Raw genomic sequence first — 15,681 nt, forward strand, 5'->3', positions numbered from 1 at the left:
TATGAAAGCATTGCTCGATTTATTTAAGCAAACGCAGGGCGAAGAGCAGTTTGATGTCATCAAAATTGGTCTCGCATCTCCTGAGAAAATTCGCTCATGGTCTTTTGGTGAAGTACGCAAACCAGAAACCATCAACTACCGGACTTTTAAGCCCGAGCGTGATGGTCTGTTCTGCGCCAAGATTTTTGGACCAACCAAAGACTACGAGTGCTTATGCGGCAAGTACAAGCGTTTAAAGTTCCGTGGTGTTATCTGCGAGAAGTGCGGCGTTGAGGTTACCCTCGCTAAGGTACGTCGTGAGCGCATGGGCCACATTGAGTTGGCAGCCCCTGTAGCGCACATTTGGTTCTTGAAATCACTGCCATCCCGTTTGGGCATGGTTCTCGATATGACATTGCGTGATATCGAGCGCGTTCTCTACTTTGAAGCATATGTAGTTGTTGATCCTGGCATGACTCCTGAAGGCGCAATGAAGCGCGGTCAGATCATGTCTGAAGACGAGTACATTGCCAAGACTGAAGAGTATGGTGACGGTGCATTTACTGCCATCATGGGCGCGGAAGGTATTCGTGATCTCTTGCGTTCGATTGATATCGATCGTGAAGTAGAGACGATCCGTGCAGATTTAAAAGCAACTGGTAGCGATGCCAAGATCAAGAAATACGCCAAGCGCTTAAAAGTACTCGAGGCGTTCCAGACTTCAGGTATCAAGCCTGACTGGATGATCATGGAAGTGCTGCCAGTATTGCCACCAGAGTTGCGCCCATTGGTGCCATTGGATGGCGGTCGCTTTGCTACTTCTGATTTGAACGACCTCTACCGTCGCGTTATTAACCGAAACAATCGTCTTAAGCGTTTGTTAGAGTTGCGCGCTCCAGAGATCATCGTTCGCAACGAAAAGCGTATGTTGCAAGAAGCGGTTGACTCATTGCTCGACAACGGTCGTCGCGGTAAGGCTATGACTGGCGCTAATAAGCGTCCTCTCAAGTCCTTGGCTGAGATGATTAAAGGTAAGAGCGGTCGTTTCCGTCAAAACTTGTTGGGTAAACGTGTTGACTACTCAGGTCGTTCAGTCATCGTGGTTGGCCCTACACTGAAATTACATCAGTGCGGCTTACCAAAATTGATGGCATTGGAATTATTCAAGCCATTTATTTTCAACAAGCTTGAGACTTTAGGAATTGCAACCACCATTAAGGCTGCGAAGAAAGAAGTTGAGAGCCAGACTCCAATCGTTTGGGACATTCTCGAAGAAGTGATTCGCGAACATCCAATCATGTTGAACCGTGCGCCTACATTGCACCGTCTCGGTATTCAGGCTTTCGAGCCAATGCTGATTGAAGGTAAAGCAATCCAATTGCACCCATTAGTCTGCGCGGCATTTAACGCGGACTTTGACGGTGACCAAATGGCGGTTCACGTTCCTTTGTCACTAGAAGCGCAAATGGAAGCGCGTACATTGATGTTGGCTTCGAACAACGTATTGTTCCCAGCTAACGGCGAGCCATCAATCGTTCCTTCACAGGACGTGGTGTTGGGTCTGTACTACGCTACACGTGACAAGATCAACGGTAAAGGCGAGGGCATGGTCTTCGCTAACATTACTGAAGTAGTGCGTGCATATGAAGCAGGTCAAGTTGAATTGGCTTCTCGTGTTGCTGTGCGTATTACTGAGTATGAGATCGTGGACAAGAAGGCAGAGGGCGATGCCCGTTTTGCTGAGAAGACCAAGATTTATCACACATCAGTTGGCCGCGCTATCTTGTCTGAGATTTTGCCTAAAGGCATGTCTTTCGAGGAAATCAACAAGCCTTTGAAGAAAAAAGAAATCTCACGTTTGATCAACACTTCATTCCGTAAGTGCGGTTTGCGTGAAACAGTGATTTTTGCTGACCGCCTCTTGCAGTCTGGTTTCCGCTTGGCAACCAATGCAGGCATCTCTGTTGCGATCGACGATATGCTGATCCCAACATCTAAAGAGCGCATCATCACTGAGGCTTCTGCCAAGGTTAAGGAGTATGACAAGCAGTTCATGTCAGGTCTCGTAACCAATCAAGAGCGTTACAACAACGTGGTTGATATTTGGGGTGCTGCAGGTGATCAGGTTGGTAAGGCGATGATGGACGAGTTGTCGCACGTTGACGTACTCGACCGTAACGGTAAAACTGTGCGTCAAGAATCCTTCAATTCCATCTACATGATGGCGGACTCTGGTGCGCGTGGATCTGCAGCGCAGATTCGCCAGTTGGCTGGTATGCGTGGTTTGATGGCCAAGCCTGATGGATCGATCATTGAGACCCCAATTACTGCGAACTTCCGTGAAGGTTTGAACGTGCTGCAGTACTTCATCTCTACACACGGTGCTCGCAAAGGTTTGGCTGATACAGCGTTGAAGACAGCGAACTCTGGTTACTTGACACGTCGTTTGTGCGACGTAACACAAGACCTCGTAGTGATTGAAGATGATTGCGGTGCAACTTCAGGCGTAACAATGAAAGCGCTTGTAGAGGGCGGCGAAATTATCGAAGCATTGCGTGATCGTATTTTGGGTCGCGTATGTATCGGTGACATCGTTCATCCTGACACACAAGAAGTCATTGTTCCTAACGACACATTGCTCGACGAAGATCATGTTGATCAAATCGTTGCCTTGGGCATCGACGAAGTTAAAGTTCGCACAGTATTGTCATGCTTAACTCGCTTTGGCTTGTGCGCTAAGTGCTACGGACGTGATTTAGGTCGCGGTGGTTTGGTCAACGTTGGTGAAGCAGTTGGCGTTATCGCTGCTCAGTCCATCGGTGAGCCAGGCACACAGTTGACTATGCGTACCTTCCATATCGGTGGTGCAGCGTCACGTGCATTGGTTGCAAGCAATATTGAAGCCAAGTCTAACGGTGCATTGAAGTTCTCCGGCACGATGCGTGTTGTGAAGAACGCAAAGGGTGAGCAGATCGTGATTTCACGTTCTGGCGAAGCCTTGATCGTTGACGAGAATGGTCGTGAGCGTGAGCGTCATAAAGTGCCTTACGGTGCAACTCTCTTGTTAAAAGAAGATGCAGCAGTGAAGGCTGGCGCAAGCTTGGCGACATGGGATCCATTAACACGTCCGATTATTTCTGAGTACGCTGGTATCGCTCGCTTCGACAACGTTGAAGAAGGTGTAACCGTTGCTAAACAGGTTGACGAAGTTACTGGTCTTTCTACTTTGGTGGTAATTGACGGTAAGCGTCGTTCTGCAGCAAGCAAAGGCGTTCGCCCAATGATCAACTTAGTTGATGAAAAGGGTAACGAAGTCATGATCGCTGGTACTGATCATCCAGTAAACATTGGCCTCCAAGTGGGTGCCTTGATTACTGTTAAAGATGGTCAGAAGGTCGAAGTTGGTGAAGTATTGGCACGTATTCCAATCGAATCACAGAAGACTCGCGACATTACTGGTGGTTTGCCACGCGTTGCAGAATTGTTCGAGGCACGTTCACCAAAAGATGCAGCTGTATTGGCGAAAGTTACTGGAACCGTTTCCTTCGGTAAAGAAACCAAAGGTAAACAACGTTTGGTCATTACCGATATGGATGGCGAAGCTAATGAATTCTTGATTCCTAAAGAGAAGCAAGTTCTCGTTCATGACGGTCAAGTTGTGAATAAGGGCGAGATGATTGTGGAAGGCCCTGCTGATCCACACGACATCTTGACTCTAAAAGGTATCGAAGAGTTGGCAATCTACATCGTTGACGAAGTGCAAGACGTTTATCGTCTCCAGGGTGTGAAGATCAATGACAAGCACATCGAAGTAATCGTACGTCAGATGTTGCGTCGTGTTCAGGTAACTGATCCGGGCGATACATCCTTCATCACTGGTGAGCAGGTTGAGCGTTCTAAGTTATATGACGCGAACGATGCGGTGATTGCCCAAGGTAAGCACCCAGCTCAGTTTGACAACGTATTGCTTGGTATTACTAAGGCATCCTTGTCGACCGACAGCTTTATTTCAGCGGCTTCTTTCCAAGAAACTACCCGTGTATTGACCGAAGCCGCGATTATGGGCAAGACCGATACACTCCGTGGTCTCAAGGAAAACGTCATTATTGGTCGCTTGATTCCTGCAGGTACCGGCTTGTCATACCGCCGTGCACGCAAGGTCAGAGAGCAATTCGAGCGTGATCGCGCTCAAATGATTGCCGCTGAAGAGGAAGCAATGGCTAACGCCCCTGTAGAAATAGAGGCTGAAGTGGTTGCTCCTGCTGGGGAGGCTGATCCGAGCTAATTTGGTAATTCTGGCCAGAAATGGCCAGTTTTTTCCCCATTAGGTTGACGGAAAGAGCTGGCCAAGCTAGAATGCTGAGTTCTACTGATTCAGAAGAGGGTCTTTTTGACCTAGAAATTCTCTAAGTCATTGATTTTCTTGAAGAAAGCAACAAAGAAGTACTAACCGAGCTATTTTATGCCAACAATTAATCAATTAATACGCAAGCCAAGATCCAGGCTTATCGTTAAAAGCAAGAGCCCTGCACTGGAAAACAGTCCGCAGCGCCGTGGTGTATGTACACGTGTGTACACAACCACTCCTAAAAAGCCTAACTCTGCGCTTCGTAAAGTAGCCAAAGTTCGCCTAACCAATGGTTTTGAAGTGATTTCATACATTGGTGGTGAAGGCCATAACCTCCAGGAACACTCAGTAGTGTTAATTCGTGGCGGTCGTGTAAAGGATTTGCCAGGTGTTCGTTACCACATCGTTCGTGGCTCACTTGACTTGCAAGGTGTTAAAGACCGTAAGCAGTCACGTTCCAAGTACGGTGCTAAGCGCGCCAAGAAAGCTGCTTAATAGCAACTTAAAGTATTTGCAGTAAGTCTTCGTTTGTCAGACTTAAAAGACAAGTAAGTGGTTGTTCCGTTTAAGAAATTTCTTAAATAGTAGGGCAACCGGAGCGGATGATTCATGTGAATCATCCCTAACTGAACTGAAGGAGTAGTTATGCCACGTCGTCGTGAAGTTCCCAAACGGGAAATTTTGCCGGATCCAAAATTCGGCAATGTAGAAGTAGCTAAATTCATGAACGTCCTGATGTTGGACGGCAAGAAATCGGTTGCAGAGCGTATCGTTTACGGTGCCTTTGATCACATCGAGAAAAAAGCAAATAAAGAACCACTCGAAGTTTTCTCAACAGCCATGGGCAACGTTAAGCCAATGGTTGAGGTCAAGAGCCGTCGTGTTGGCGGTGCTAACTACCAGGTTCCTGTTGAGGTTCGCCCATCACGCCGCTCTGCTTTGGCAATGCGCTGGGTGCGTGAAGCCGCTAAAAAGCGTGGTGAGAAATCTATGGCTCAACGTTTGGCCAACGAATTATTAGAAGCTGCTGAAGGTCGTGGCGGCGCAATGAAGAAGCGTGAAGAAGTTCACCGTATGGCAGAAGCTAACAAAGCTTTCTCACATTTCCGCTTCTAATCAAATAGTAAAGAAAAGGCACCAACAGTGGCACGTAAAACCCCCATCGACAAATACCGCAATATCGGTATTTCTGCGCACATTGACGCAGGTAAGACAACAACTACAGAACGCGTTTTGTTCTACACCGGTGTTAATCACAAAATCGGTGAAGTGCATGATGGCGCAGCTACCATGGACTGGATGGAGCAAGAGCAAGAGCGTGGTATCACGATTACTTCTGCTGCTACCACCACTTTCTGGAAGGGTATGGCAGGCAATATGCCTGAGCACCGTATCAACATTATTGATACCCCAGGACACGTAGACTTCACTATTGAAGTTGAGCGCTCTATGCGTGTTTTGGACGGCGCTTGCATGGTTTACTGTGCGGTAGGTGGCGTGCAGCCACAATCCGAAACTGTTTGGCGTCAAGCTAACAAGTATCAGGTTCCCCGTTTAGCATTCGTAAACAAGATGGACCGTACTGGCGCGAACTTCTTCAAGGTCTATGACCAAATGAAGATGCGCCTAAAAGCAAATCCAATCTTGATTCAAATTCCTATCGGTGCCGAAGAAAACTTCAAAGGCGTTGTGGACTTGGTAAAGATGAAGGCCATCTATTGGGATGAAGCTTCACAAGGCACTAAGTTCACCTACGAAGACATCCCTGCTGAGTTACAAGCTTCTGCTGAAGAGTGGCGCGAGAAAATGCTCGAAGCTGCTGCAGAGAGCTCAGAAGAGTTGATGGAAAAGTATCTCGGCGGCGAAGGCTTGACCGAAGAAGAAATTAAAGCAGCATTACGTCAACGTACTATCGCTAACGAAATCGTTCCAATGTTGTGCGGAACTGCCTTCAAAAACAAAGGCGTTCAAGCAATGTTGGACGCAGTAGTTGAGTTGTTGCCATCCCCATTGGATGTTCCACCGGTTCCTTGTGAATTAGAAGATGGCACGCCTGCAACTCGTGAGGCATCTGATAATGCGAAGTTTTCTGCATTAGCATTCAAGATCATGACTGACCCATTCGTTGGCCAGCTCATTTTCTTCCGCGTTTACTCAGGTGTGATGAAGTCGGGTGACACAATCTACAACCCAATCAAGGGTAAGAAAGAGCGTGTTGGCCGTTTGTTGCAGATGCATGCAAACCAACGTGAAGAAATTAAAGAAGTTTACGCAGGCGATATCGCTGCAGCGGTTGGTCTAAAAGACGCAACTACTGGTGAGACATTGTGTGATCCAGATAGCATCGTGATTTTGGAGCGCATGGTATTCCCAGAGCCAGTGATCTCACAAGCTGTTGAGCCAAAGACTAAAGCTGACCAGGAAAAAATGGGCCTTGCTTTAAATCGCTTGGCACAAGAAGATCCTTCTTTCCGTGTGAAGACTGATGAAGAATCAGGCCAAACCATTATTTCTGGTATGGGCGAGCTTCACTTAGAAATTTTAGTTGACCGTATGAAGCGTGAGTTCAGCGTTGAAGCAACTGTTGGTAAGCCACAAGTTGCCTATCGCGAAACCATTCGTAAGGTTTGCGAAGAAATCGAAGGTAAATTCGTTAAGCAATCTGGTGGTCGTGGTCAATATGGTCACGTAGTATTGAAATTAGAGCCACAAGCACCTGGTAAAGGTTTTGAATTCGTCGACGCTATTAAGGGCGGTGTAGTTCCACGTGAATATATCCCTGCAGTAGAAAAAGGCATTATCGAAACTTTGAACTCCGGTATTTTGGCTGGCTATCCAGTTGTAGATATCAAAGCAACATTGTTCTTCGGTTCATACCATGACGTTGACTCCAACGAAAACGCATTTAAGATGGCGGGTTCTATGGCATTCAAAGACGGTATGCGTAAAGCATCCCCTGTGTTGCTTGAGCCGATGATGGCTGTTGAAGTAGAAACACCAGAAGATTTCATGGGTAACGTTATGGGTGATCTCTCATCCCGTCGCGGTATTTTGCAAGGTATGGATGACATTCCAGGGGGCGGTAAGATCGTTCGCGCTGAAGTGCCATTGGCAGAGATGTTTGGTTACTCAACTGGCTTGCGCTCGTTGACCCAAGGTCGCGCTACCTACACCATGGAATTTAAGCATTATTCCGAAGCACCTAAGAACGTTGCTGAAGCAGTTATGGCTGCTAAAGCGAAGTAATTTATCCACATTAATTTTGAATATTGACTAGCTAAAGAAGGCAGACAAAAATGGCAAAAGAAAAGTTCGAGCGGACAAAACCGCACGTAAACGTAGGCACCATCGGTCACGTTGACCACGGTAAAACCACATTGACAGCAGCAATCGCAACTGTGCTCTCAAAAGCATTCGGTGGCGAAGCAAAAGCATACGATCAGATCGATGCTGCTCCAGAAGAAAAAGCACGTGGTATTACGATTAATACTGCACACGTTGAGTACGAGACTGCAAATCGTCACTACGCACACGTGGATTGCCCAGGACATGCTGACTACGTTAAGAACATGATTACTGGTGCTGCGCAGATGGACGGCGCAATTTTAGTTTGCTCTGCAGCTGACGGCCCAATGCCACAAACTCGTGAGCACATCCTCTTGGCACGCCAAGTGGGCGTTCCTTACATCGTTGTTTTCTTGAACAAGTGCGACATGGTTGATGACGCTGAATTGCTCGAGTTAGTTGAAATGGAAGTTCGTGAGCTTCTGTCTAAATATGACTTCCCAGGCGATGACACACCAATCGTTCAAGGTTCTGCTAAGTTAGCGCTTGAAGGCGACGAAGGCCCATTGGGTAAAGAAGCCATCATGAAATTGGCTGAAGCACTCGATACATACATCCCAACTCCAGAGCGTGCAATTGATGGCGCGTTCTTGATGCCAGTAGAAGACGTGTTCTCTATCTCCGGTCGCGGTACTGTTGTAACCGGTCGTATCGAGCGTGGCATCGTTAAAGTCGGCGAAGAGATCGAAATTATCGGTATTAAGCCAACCCTCAAGACAACTTGTACTGGCGTTGAAATGTTCCGCAAATTGCTCGACCAAGGTCAAGCAGGCGATAACGTTGGTATCTTATTGCGCGGTACAAAACGTGAAGAAGTTGAGCGCGGCCAAGTATTGGCTAAGCCAGGTTCAATCACCCCACATACTCACTTTACAGCCGAGGTTTATATCTTGGGTAAAGATGAAGGTGGTCGTCATACTCCATTCTTTAACAACTATCGTCCACAGTTCTACTTCCGTACAACGGACGTTACTGGTTCAATCGAGTTGCCAAAAGACAAAGAAATGGTGATGCCTGGTGATAACGTCACAATTACCGTAAAACTCATCGCTCCTATCGCGATGGAAGAAGGTTTACGTTTTGCGATCCGTGAAGGTGGCCGTACTGTTGGCGCCGGCGTGGTTGCAAAGATTTTGGCTTAAGTAGTAGTAAAAAATATTTAGCGGTTTGCTAACCGGTGACATCAGTGCTGCTGATGTCACCGTGCTCTTTAGATGTATAACGTGGCAGCACCACACCGCTCTTTGGAATTAATATGCAAAACCAAAAAATTCGTATTCGCCTTAAAGCATTTGATTACCGTTTGATCGACCAGTCTGCAGCTGAAATCGTTGATACAGCTAAGCGCACTGGTGCAGTTGTTAAGGGTCCAGTACCTTTGCCAACCCGTATTGAGCGTTTTGATATCTTGCGTTCACCACACGTGAATAAGACATCACGTGATCAGTTAGAGATCCGTACCCATCTCCGTTTGATGGATATTGTTGATCCTACAGAGAAAACTGTAGATGCTTTGATGAAATTAGACCTCCCAGCAGGTGTGGACGTCGAAATTAAGTTGCAGTAATTTGTTATTTCCAGTCTTTTTGCTTGTCAAGACTGGGTTTTCGGGATAGAATCTAAGGCTTCGCTCAATTATTTGAGCGACAATCTTAGTTTTATCAGTATTAAAAACGCTGTAAGTTATTGATTTAGAAGTACTTTTACTTGTAAATCACTTAAATTAATTTTGCCGACCAATCGAAGTCGGCGTGGAGCATGAATATGAGCTTAGGCTTAATCGGCCGCAAGGTCGGCATGACCCGTCTATTTACGGACGAAGGGGATTCAATCCCTGTAACCGTAATTGACGTGAGCGACAACAGAATCGCTCAAATCAAGACCCAGGCAACTGATGGCTATGATGCTATCCAGTTGGCACATGGCACACGTAGAGCTACACGCGTTACTAAAGCAATGGCTGGTCACTTCGCCAAAGCTGGAGTGATGGCTGGTAACGGTCTCAACGAATTCCAATTAGACGCAGCAAAAATTGCAGAAATGACGCCAGGACAAGTAATTCCTGCTGAAGCTGCATTTACTGCTGGTCAAAAAGTGGACGTACAAGGTGTGTCTATCGGTAAGGGCTACGCAGGTACCATCAAGCGTTATCACTTCGCTTCTGGTCGTGCATCCCACGGTAACTCACGTTCACATAACGTACCAGGCTCTATCGGTATGGCGCAAGATCCAGGCCGTGTTTTCCCTGGTAAGCGTATGACCGGTCACTTGGGTGACGTTACACGTACAGTTCAAAATTTAGTCATCGCACGCATTGATGCAGAACGTAATCTCATCATGGTTAAAGGCGCTATTCCAGGTGCCCCAGGCGGTAAAGTTATTGTTACTCCAGCGGTGAAAACACCGTTGAAGAAGAAATAAGGAGAGCGAATATGGAACTTAAGCTTCTCCAAGACAACGGTACTTTAGGTGCAGGCGTTCAAGCTTCACCAGAAGTATTCGAGCGTGAATATAACGAAGCATTGGTACACCAGGTTGTAGTGGCCTACCAAGCAAATGCACGCAGCGGTAACCGTGCACAAAAAGACCGTGAGCAAGTTAAGCACACAACCAAGAAACCTTGGCGTCAAAAAGGTACTGGTCGTGCACGTGCTGGTATGAGCTCTTCCCCGCTGTGGCGTGGAGGTGGTCGTATATTCCCAAATTCTCCAGAAGAGAATTTCAGCCAAAAAGTAAACAAGAAAATGTACCGTGCTGGTATGAGATCAATTTTGTCTCAGTTGGCTCGCGAAGGTCGTTTGAATGTTGTTGATCAATTCAATCTTGATGCTCCAAAAACTAAGGTTTTAGCTGACAAAGTTAAGGCAATGGGTTTGGATTCAGTCTTGATCATTGTTGATCAGGTTAGCGAGAATTTGTACTTGGCATCACGTAACTTGCATAAAGTTGCTGTATGTGAGCCACAGCACGCCGATCCATTAGCTTTGGTTCAATACAAAAAAGTATTGGTCAGCAAATCAGCGATCGCAAAAATTGAGGAGTTGCTGAAATGAGCCAAGTCCGTAAAAACGATCACAACCTAATGAAGGTTCTGCTTGGACCGGTTATCTCTGAAAAAGCCACAATGGTTGCAGAGAAGAACGAACAAGTAGTGTTCCAAGTTGCTCGCGACGCAAATAAGCTCGATGTAAAACAAGCAGTTGAATTGCTCTTCAAAGTGCAAGTTGACTCTGTTCAAATCGTGAATCAAAAGGGTAAGCCTAAGCGCTATGGCCGTTTTGAAGGTCGTCGTGACCACACTAAGAAGGCCTATGTGAATTTGAAACCAGGTCAAGAAATTAACTTTGAAGCGGAGGCGAATTAATCATGCCTTTGATGAAGACAAAACCGACCTCACCAGGTCGTCGCTCAATGGTCAAGGTGGTCAATCCCGACCTCCATAAAGGCAAGCCTTTTGCACCATTGTTAGAGCCACAGTTTCAAAAAGCGGGACGTAATAATAACGGCCACATCACTACCCGTCATAAAGGTGGTGGTCACAAGCATCATTACCGTGTTGTTGACTTTAAGCGCAACGACAAAGATGGTATTCCAGCAAAAGTTGAGCGCTTGGAATACGATCCAAACCGCAGTGCCAATATTGCATTGATCGTGTTTGCGGATGGTGAGCGTCGCTATATTCCTGCTGCTAAGGGCATGACTGTTGGCCAATCTTTGATGAGTGGCTCAGAAGCTCCAATCAAATCTGGTAACAATTTGCCAATTCGTAATATTCCCGTTGGTAGCACAATTCACTGTGTAGAAATCATGCCTGGCAAAGGTGCTCAAGTAGCCCGTTCAGCTGGTGGTTCAGCAGTATTGCTAGCACGTGAAGGCGTATATGCTCAGGTTCGTTTGCGCTCTGGCGAAGTTCGCCGTGTTCTGATTGAATGCCGTGCAACTATCGGTGAAGTTGGTAATGAAGAGCACAGCTTGCGCGTTATTGGTAAAGCAGGTGCAAATCGCTGGCGTGGTATTCGCCCAACCGTTCGCGGTGTGGCAATGAACCCAGTAGATCACCCACATGGTGGTGGTGAAGGTAAGACTGGCGAAGGCCGTGTACCAGTATCTCCATGGGGCACTCCAACCAAAGGTTATCGTACACGTCGTAATAAGCGTACAACATCGATGATCGTTCAACGTCGTCAAAAGCGTTAAGCGATTAAGGAAAAATAGATATGACACGTTCAGCTAAAAAAGGCCCATTTTGCGAAGCCAGCTTGGTAAACAAGGTTGAGGTCGCACAAGCCAACAAGGACAAAAAGCCGATCAAAACTTGGTCACGCCGTTCAACAATTCTTCCAGACTTTATTGGTCTGACAATTGCTGTACACAACGGTCGTCAACACGTTCCGGTTTATGTATCAGAAAACATGGTGGGTCATAAGTTAGGCGAATTTGCCTTGACCCGTACTTTCAAAGGTCACGCTGCTGACAAGAAAGTAACGAAGAAGTAAGGGGATGATGATGGAAGTTAAAGCTATTCACAAGAGCGCCCGCATTTCTGCGCAAAAAACACGTTTGGTCGCTGACCAGATCCGTGGTTTGCCGATTGCACGCGCAATGAACATTTTGAATTTCAGCCCCAAAAAAGCTGCCTTCATTGTGAAGAAAGTGGTTGAGTCTGCAATGGCCAACGCTGAACACAATAAAGGTGCTGATATTGATGAGCTCAAGGTATCAACAATTATTGTTGATAAAGGCACTTCCTTGAAGCGCTTCACAGCACGCGCCAAGGGTCGTGGAAATCAAATCGAAAAACAAACATGTCACATCACCGTGACCTTGAGTAACTAAGGAAAGATATGGGACAAAAGATAAACCCAACCGGATTCCGACTCGCGGTAACGAAGAATTGGACATCACGTTGGTATGCAAACAATACTGATTTTGCAAAGATGCTGAAAGAAGACGTAGATGTCCGCATCTATTTGAAAAAGAAGTTGAAGAATGCATCCGTTAGCAAAGTCGTGATCGAGCGTCCTGCTAAGAATGCACGCATCACAATCTATAGCTCACGTCCAGGCGTTGTGATTGGTAAAAAAGGTGAAGACATTGAAGTTCTCCGCCGCGAATTGCAAAAGCGCATGGGTGTTCCAGTGCACGTGAATATCGAAGAAATTCGTAAGCCAGAAGTGGATGCGCAATTGATTGCTGACTCTATTACTCAGCAGCTTGAAAAGCGAATCATGTTCCGTCGTGCAATGAAGCGCGCAATGCAAAACGCAATGCGTCTCGGCGCTCAAGGCATCAAGATCATGTCTTCCGGTCGTTTGAATGGTGCAGAGATTGCTCGTCGCGAATGGTACCGTGAAGGTCGCGTTCCACTTCATACATTGAAGGCTGATATTGATTACGCAACATCAGAAGCTGAAACAACATACGGCATTATTGGCGTAAAAGTTTGGGTTTACAAAGGCGACACACTAGGTCGTGGTGCAGAAGCTCAAGTAGCTGCTCCATCCGCTGAACCAGCTGCCGAAGAAAAGAAAACTCGTCGTGCTCCAAGCAAAACAGCTGCTCGTAAGCCAGCTGCTGGTGCTGACAAGCCATTAGTTGCTGCTAAGCCAGCAGTAAAGCGTGTGCGTAAGGTTGAAACACCGGCCGCAGATACGCAGAAGTCAGGAGAGTAAGCATGCTACAACCAAAGCGTCGCAAGTATCGCAAAGAACAAAAAGGTCGTAACACTGGCGTGGCAACACGCGGTAGTTCAGTAGCCTTTGGGGACTTTGGATTGAAGGCCGTTGGCCGTGGTCGTTTGACTGCTCGCCAAATCGAGTCAGCACGTCGTGCGATGACTCGTCACATTAAACGTGGTGGCCGTATTTGGATTCGCATTTTCCCAGATAAGCCAATTTCACAAAAACCTGCTGAAGTACGTATGGGTAACGGTAAAGGTAATCCAGAGTACTACGTAGCTGAAATTCAACCAGGCAAAGTGCTTTACGAGATGGATGGTGTTGATGAGACATTGGCGCGCGAAGCTTTCAAGCTTGCTGCTGCTAAGTTGCCTTTACAGACCACTTTCGTGATTCGCCACTTAGGTTGATCGGGATAGAGATTATGAAAAATACAGAATTAGCCTCAAAAGATCTGAATGCTTTGAATACAGAGTTAACCGAGTTACTTAAGACCGGTTTCAAGCTCCGTATGCAAAAGGGCACTCAGCAACTCACAAATACCAGCCAATTGGGTAAAAATAAGCGCGACATCGCTCGTGTAAAGACTTTTATCGCCCAAAAGACTGCACAGAAATAAGGAAAAAGGGATATGACAGAATTATCTAAACCCTTGCGCCGCACCCTAGTGGGCCGCGTTGTTAGCGACAAAATGCAAAAAACTGTGACGGTCTTGGTAGAGCGTCAAGTAAAGCATCCAGTGATTGGTAAGTACGTTGGCCAGTCCAAAAAATACCATGCCCATGATGAAGCTGGCACATACAAGATGGGTGATACCGTTGAAATTGCTGAATCTAAGCCAATTTCACGTACTAAATCTTGGGTTGTGACCCGTTTAGTTGAGGCTTCAAAGGGTATTTAAGTTATTTTTATGGGATTTTGGTGAAATATCTTCCCAAATCCCAGTTTTACGTAGTAGAATAGAAGGCTTCTCTGGTTTTATTGGAGAAGCAGTGTTTTTCATTAATTCCGGGTTTTAACTTTCGTTAAAGCCCATAGACGGAACCAAGACTGTTTGCCTTTGGCCAATAAGTTGGGGATTAGAAATGATACAAACCGAAAGTAGATTACAGGTCGCTGATAACACAGGCGCCAGTGAAGTTTTGTGCATCAAGGTATTGGGCGGCTCTAAGCGTCGTTACGCCAGTATCGGTGATGTCATCAAAGTCAGCGTTAAGTCAGCTGCTCCACGTGGCCGTGTAAAAAAAGGTGATATTTATAACGCTGTTGTAGTAAGAACAGCTAAGGGTGTTCGCCGTCCAGACGGTTCATTGATTAAGTTCGATGCAAACGCTGCGGTATTGCTCAACGCTAAGTTAGAGCCAATTGGCACACGTATCTTTGGACCTGTCACACGCGAATTGCGTACTGAGAAGTTCATGAAGATCGTTTCTCTCGCCCCCGAAGTTATTTAAGAGGCTGACATGAAAAAGATTCGTAAAGGTGATTCCGTAGTTTTGTTGACTGGCCGAGATAAAGGCAAGCAAGGAACTGTAACGGCTGTTCTCGAGAACAAATTGGTTATCGAGGGCGTAAATATTTATAAAAAGAGCGTTAAGCCAAATCCAGCTGCTGGTGTAACCGGCGGCATGATTGACAAGACGATGCCTGTTCACATTTCTAATGTGGCTGTGGTTGACGGTAACGGCAAACCATCACGTGTTGGTATCAAACTCGTAGACGGTAAAAAGCAACGTTTCCTCAAAACCACTGGCGCAACTTTAAGCGCATAAGGGGCACGGAGAAATTATGAGCACACGTTTTCAAGAACACTATCAAGCTAAAGTTGTTGCAGATTTGATTGCCAAGTTTGGTTACAAGTCTGTAATGGAAGTTCCACGTATCACTAAGGTAACCCTGAACATGGGCTTGGGTGATGCAGTGAACGACAAAAAGATTATCGAAAATGCAGTTGGTGATTTAACTAAAGTTGCAGGCCAAAAGCCAGTTGTAACTAAAGCTAAAAAAGCGATTGCAGGTTTCAAGATTCGTCAAGGCTACCCAATCGGCGCCATGGTGACATTGCGTGGTGCACGCATGTACGAATTCTTGGATCGTTTCGTTACTGTTGCATTACCACGCGTACGTGATTTCCGCGGTATCTCTGGTAAGGCATTTGATGGCCGTGGTAACTACAACATCGGCGTTAAAGAACAGATCATTTTCCCTGAAATCGAATACGACAAGATTGATGCCCTCCGTGGTCTCAATATCAGTATTACGACGACTGCTAAAACTGACGAAGAAGCAAAAGCTTTGTTGGCAGCATTCAAATTCCCTTTCCGCAATTAA

Annotated in this window: 19 protein-coding genes; all 19 read left to right on the forward strand. The window is 46.3% G+C overall.

The window, feature by feature from the left end; all coding sequences use genetic code 11:
- Position 1: 1 nt before the first annotated feature.
- The gene (gene rpoC / locus FD961_RS00275) at positions 2 to 4,264 is read left to right on the forward strand and encodes a DNA-directed RNA polymerase subunit beta' (protein ID WP_215393647.1); all 4,263 of its coding nucleotides are present in this window, start codon (positions 2 to 4) and stop codon (positions 4,262 to 4,264) included.
- A gap of 177 nt (positions 4,265 to 4,441) precedes the next feature.
- Positions 4,442 to 4,822: a 30S ribosomal protein S12 gene (gene rpsL, locus FD961_RS00280; RefSeq protein ID WP_011901896.1), complete on the forward strand. Its 381-nt coding sequence runs from the start codon at positions 4,442 to 4,444 to the stop codon at positions 4,820 to 4,822.
- Between the two features lie 150 nt (positions 4,823 to 4,972).
- On the forward strand, positions 4,973 to 5,443 hold the full coding sequence (rpsG, locus tag FD961_RS00285; protein ID WP_015420229.1) for a 30S ribosomal protein S7: 471 nt from the start codon (positions 4,973 to 4,975) through the stop codon (positions 5,441 to 5,443).
- Between the two features lie 27 nt (positions 5,444 to 5,470).
- Complete coding sequence (fusA, locus tag FD961_RS00290) at positions 5,471 to 7,573, forward strand: elongation factor G (RefSeq protein WP_215393648.1); 2,103 nt, start codon at positions 5,471 to 5,473, stop codon at positions 7,571 to 7,573.
- Positions 7,574 to 7,623: 50 nt separating this feature from the next.
- Complete coding sequence (gene tuf, locus FD961_RS00295) at positions 7,624 to 8,814, forward strand: elongation factor Tu (protein ID WP_071464438.1); 1,191 nt, start codon at positions 7,624 to 7,626, stop codon at positions 8,812 to 8,814.
- 113 nt (positions 8,815 to 8,927) lie between these two features.
- A complete protein-coding gene (rpsJ, locus tag FD961_RS00300) occupies positions 8,928 to 9,239 on the forward strand; it encodes a 30S ribosomal protein S10 (protein ID WP_011901899.1) in 312 nt (103 codons plus the stop codon).
- Positions 9,240 to 9,436: 197 nt separating this feature from the next.
- On the forward strand, positions 9,437 to 10,093 hold the full coding sequence (rplC, locus tag FD961_RS00305) for a 50S ribosomal protein L3 (RefSeq protein ID WP_071465078.1): 657 nt from the start codon (positions 9,437 to 9,439) through the stop codon (positions 10,091 to 10,093).
- Between the two features lie 11 nt (positions 10,094 to 10,104).
- Positions 10,105 to 10,725, forward strand: a complete 621-nt coding sequence (gene rplD, locus FD961_RS00310; RefSeq protein ID WP_071464439.1) for a 50S ribosomal protein L4 — start codon at positions 10,105 to 10,107, stop codon at positions 10,723 to 10,725.
- The gene (gene rplW / locus FD961_RS00315) at positions 10,722 to 11,036 is read left to right on the forward strand and encodes a 50S ribosomal protein L23 (RefSeq protein ID WP_071464440.1); all 315 of its coding nucleotides are present in this window, start codon (positions 10,722 to 10,724) and stop codon (positions 11,034 to 11,036) included. Before rplD ends, rplW begins: the two co-directional genes overlap by 4 nt.
- A gap of 2 nt (positions 11,037 to 11,038) precedes the next feature.
- On the forward strand, positions 11,039 to 11,869 hold the full coding sequence (gene rplB, locus FD961_RS00320) for a 50S ribosomal protein L2 (protein WP_011901903.1): 831 nt from the start codon (positions 11,039 to 11,041) through the stop codon (positions 11,867 to 11,869).
- Between the two features lie 20 nt (positions 11,870 to 11,889).
- Complete coding sequence (gene rpsS / locus FD961_RS00325; protein ID WP_046329379.1) at positions 11,890 to 12,168, forward strand: 30S ribosomal protein S19; 279 nt, start codon at positions 11,890 to 11,892, stop codon at positions 12,166 to 12,168.
- A 7-nt stretch (positions 12,169 to 12,175) separates the two neighbouring features.
- Positions 12,176 to 12,508, forward strand: coding sequence for a 50S ribosomal protein L22 (rplV, locus tag FD961_RS00330; protein ID WP_201721740.1), 333 nt, complete (start codon positions 12,176 to 12,178; stop codon positions 12,506 to 12,508).
- An 8-nt stretch (positions 12,509 to 12,516) separates the two neighbouring features.
- Entirely contained in the window at positions 12,517 to 13,344 is an 828-nt protein-coding gene (gene rpsC, locus FD961_RS00335; RefSeq protein ID WP_071464442.1) for a 30S ribosomal protein S3, read from the forward strand.
- 2 nt (positions 13,345 to 13,346) lie between these two features.
- Complete coding sequence (gene rplP, locus FD961_RS00340) at positions 13,347 to 13,760, forward strand: 50S ribosomal protein L16 (RefSeq protein ID WP_071464443.1); 414 nt, start codon at positions 13,347 to 13,349, stop codon at positions 13,758 to 13,760.
- A gap of 14 nt (positions 13,761 to 13,774) precedes the next feature.
- Positions 13,775 to 13,969 carry a 50S ribosomal protein L29 gene (rpmC, locus tag FD961_RS00345; protein ID WP_071464444.1) on the forward strand — a complete coding sequence of 65 codons (195 nt, stop codon included), beginning with the start codon at positions 13,775 to 13,777 and terminating at the stop codon, positions 13,967 to 13,969.
- Positions 13,970 to 13,981: 12 nt separating this feature from the next.
- Positions 13,982 to 14,251 carry a 30S ribosomal protein S17 gene (gene rpsQ, locus FD961_RS00350; protein WP_011901909.1) on the forward strand — a complete coding sequence of 90 codons (270 nt, stop codon included), beginning with the start codon at positions 13,982 to 13,984 and terminating at the stop codon, positions 14,249 to 14,251.
- 184 nt (positions 14,252 to 14,435) lie between these two features.
- The gene (gene rplN, locus FD961_RS00355) at positions 14,436 to 14,804 is read left to right on the forward strand and encodes a 50S ribosomal protein L14 (RefSeq protein ID WP_011901910.1); all 369 of its coding nucleotides are present in this window, start codon (positions 14,436 to 14,438) and stop codon (positions 14,802 to 14,804) included.
- A 9-nt stretch (positions 14,805 to 14,813) separates the two neighbouring features.
- The gene (gene rplX / locus FD961_RS00360; protein WP_011901911.1) at positions 14,814 to 15,122 is read left to right on the forward strand and encodes a 50S ribosomal protein L24; all 309 of its coding nucleotides are present in this window, start codon (positions 14,814 to 14,816) and stop codon (positions 15,120 to 15,122) included.
- A gap of 16 nt (positions 15,123 to 15,138) precedes the next feature.
- Positions 15,139 to 15,681: a 50S ribosomal protein L5 gene (gene rplE, locus FD961_RS00365; protein WP_046329383.1), complete on the forward strand. Its 543-nt coding sequence runs from the start codon at positions 15,139 to 15,141 to the stop codon at positions 15,679 to 15,681.

Origin of the sequence: Polynucleobacter sp. TSB-Sco08W16, assembly GCF_018687455.1 — a bacterium.
In the GTDB taxonomy this organism is placed as follows: Bacteria; Pseudomonadota; Gammaproteobacteria; order Burkholderiales; family Burkholderiaceae; genus Polynucleobacter.

Coding starts and splice junctions, on each gene's coding strand:
- rpsQ (WP_011901909.1), top strand. CDS start 13,982: ATGACAGAATTATCTAAACCCTTGCGCCGCACCCTAGTGGGCCGCGTT.
- rpsS (WP_046329379.1), top strand. CDS start 11,890: ATGACACGTTCAGCTAAAAAAGGCCCATTTTGCGAAGCCAGCTTGGTA.
- rplX (WP_011901911.1), top strand. CDS start 14,814: ATGAAAAAGATTCGTAAAGGTGATTCCGTAGTTTTGTTGACTGGCCGA.
- tuf (WP_071464438.1), top strand. CDS start 7,624: ATGGCAAAAGAAAAGTTCGAGCGGACAAAACCGCACGTAAACGTAGGC.
- rplN (WP_011901910.1), top strand. CDS start 14,436: ATGATACAAACCGAAAGTAGATTACAGGTCGCTGATAACACAGGCGCC.
- rplD (WP_071464439.1), top strand. CDS start 10,105: ATGGAACTTAAGCTTCTCCAAGACAACGGTACTTTAGGTGCAGGCGTT.
- rpsC (WP_071464442.1), top strand. CDS start 12,517: ATGGGACAAAAGATAAACCCAACCGGATTCCGACTCGCGGTAACGAAG.
- rpoC (WP_215393647.1), top strand. CDS start 2: ATGAAAGCATTGCTCGATTTATTTAAGCAAACGCAGGGCGAAGAGCAG.
- rplP (WP_071464443.1), top strand. CDS start 13,347: ATGCTACAACCAAAGCGTCGCAAGTATCGCAAAGAACAAAAAGGTCGT.
- rplB (WP_011901903.1), top strand. CDS start 11,039: ATGCCTTTGATGAAGACAAAACCGACCTCACCAGGTCGTCGCTCAATG.
- rplW (WP_071464440.1), top strand. CDS start 10,722: ATGAGCCAAGTCCGTAAAAACGATCACAACCTAATGAAGGTTCTGCTT.
- rplE (WP_046329383.1), top strand. CDS start 15,139: ATGAGCACACGTTTTCAAGAACACTATCAAGCTAAAGTTGTTGCAGAT.
- rplC (WP_071465078.1), top strand. CDS start 9,437: ATGAGCTTAGGCTTAATCGGCCGCAAGGTCGGCATGACCCGTCTATTT.
- rpsJ (WP_011901899.1), top strand. CDS start 8,928: ATGCAAAACCAAAAAATTCGTATTCGCCTTAAAGCATTTGATTACCGT.
- rpsG (WP_015420229.1), top strand. CDS start 4,973: ATGCCACGTCGTCGTGAAGTTCCCAAACGGGAAATTTTGCCGGATCCA.
- rpmC (WP_071464444.1), top strand. CDS start 13,775: ATGAAAAATACAGAATTAGCCTCAAAAGATCTGAATGCTTTGAATACA.
- rplV (WP_201721740.1), top strand. CDS start 12,176: ATGATGGAAGTTAAAGCTATTCACAAGAGCGCCCGCATTTCTGCGCAA.
- rpsL (WP_011901896.1), top strand. CDS start 4,442: ATGCCAACAATTAATCAATTAATACGCAAGCCAAGATCCAGGCTTATC.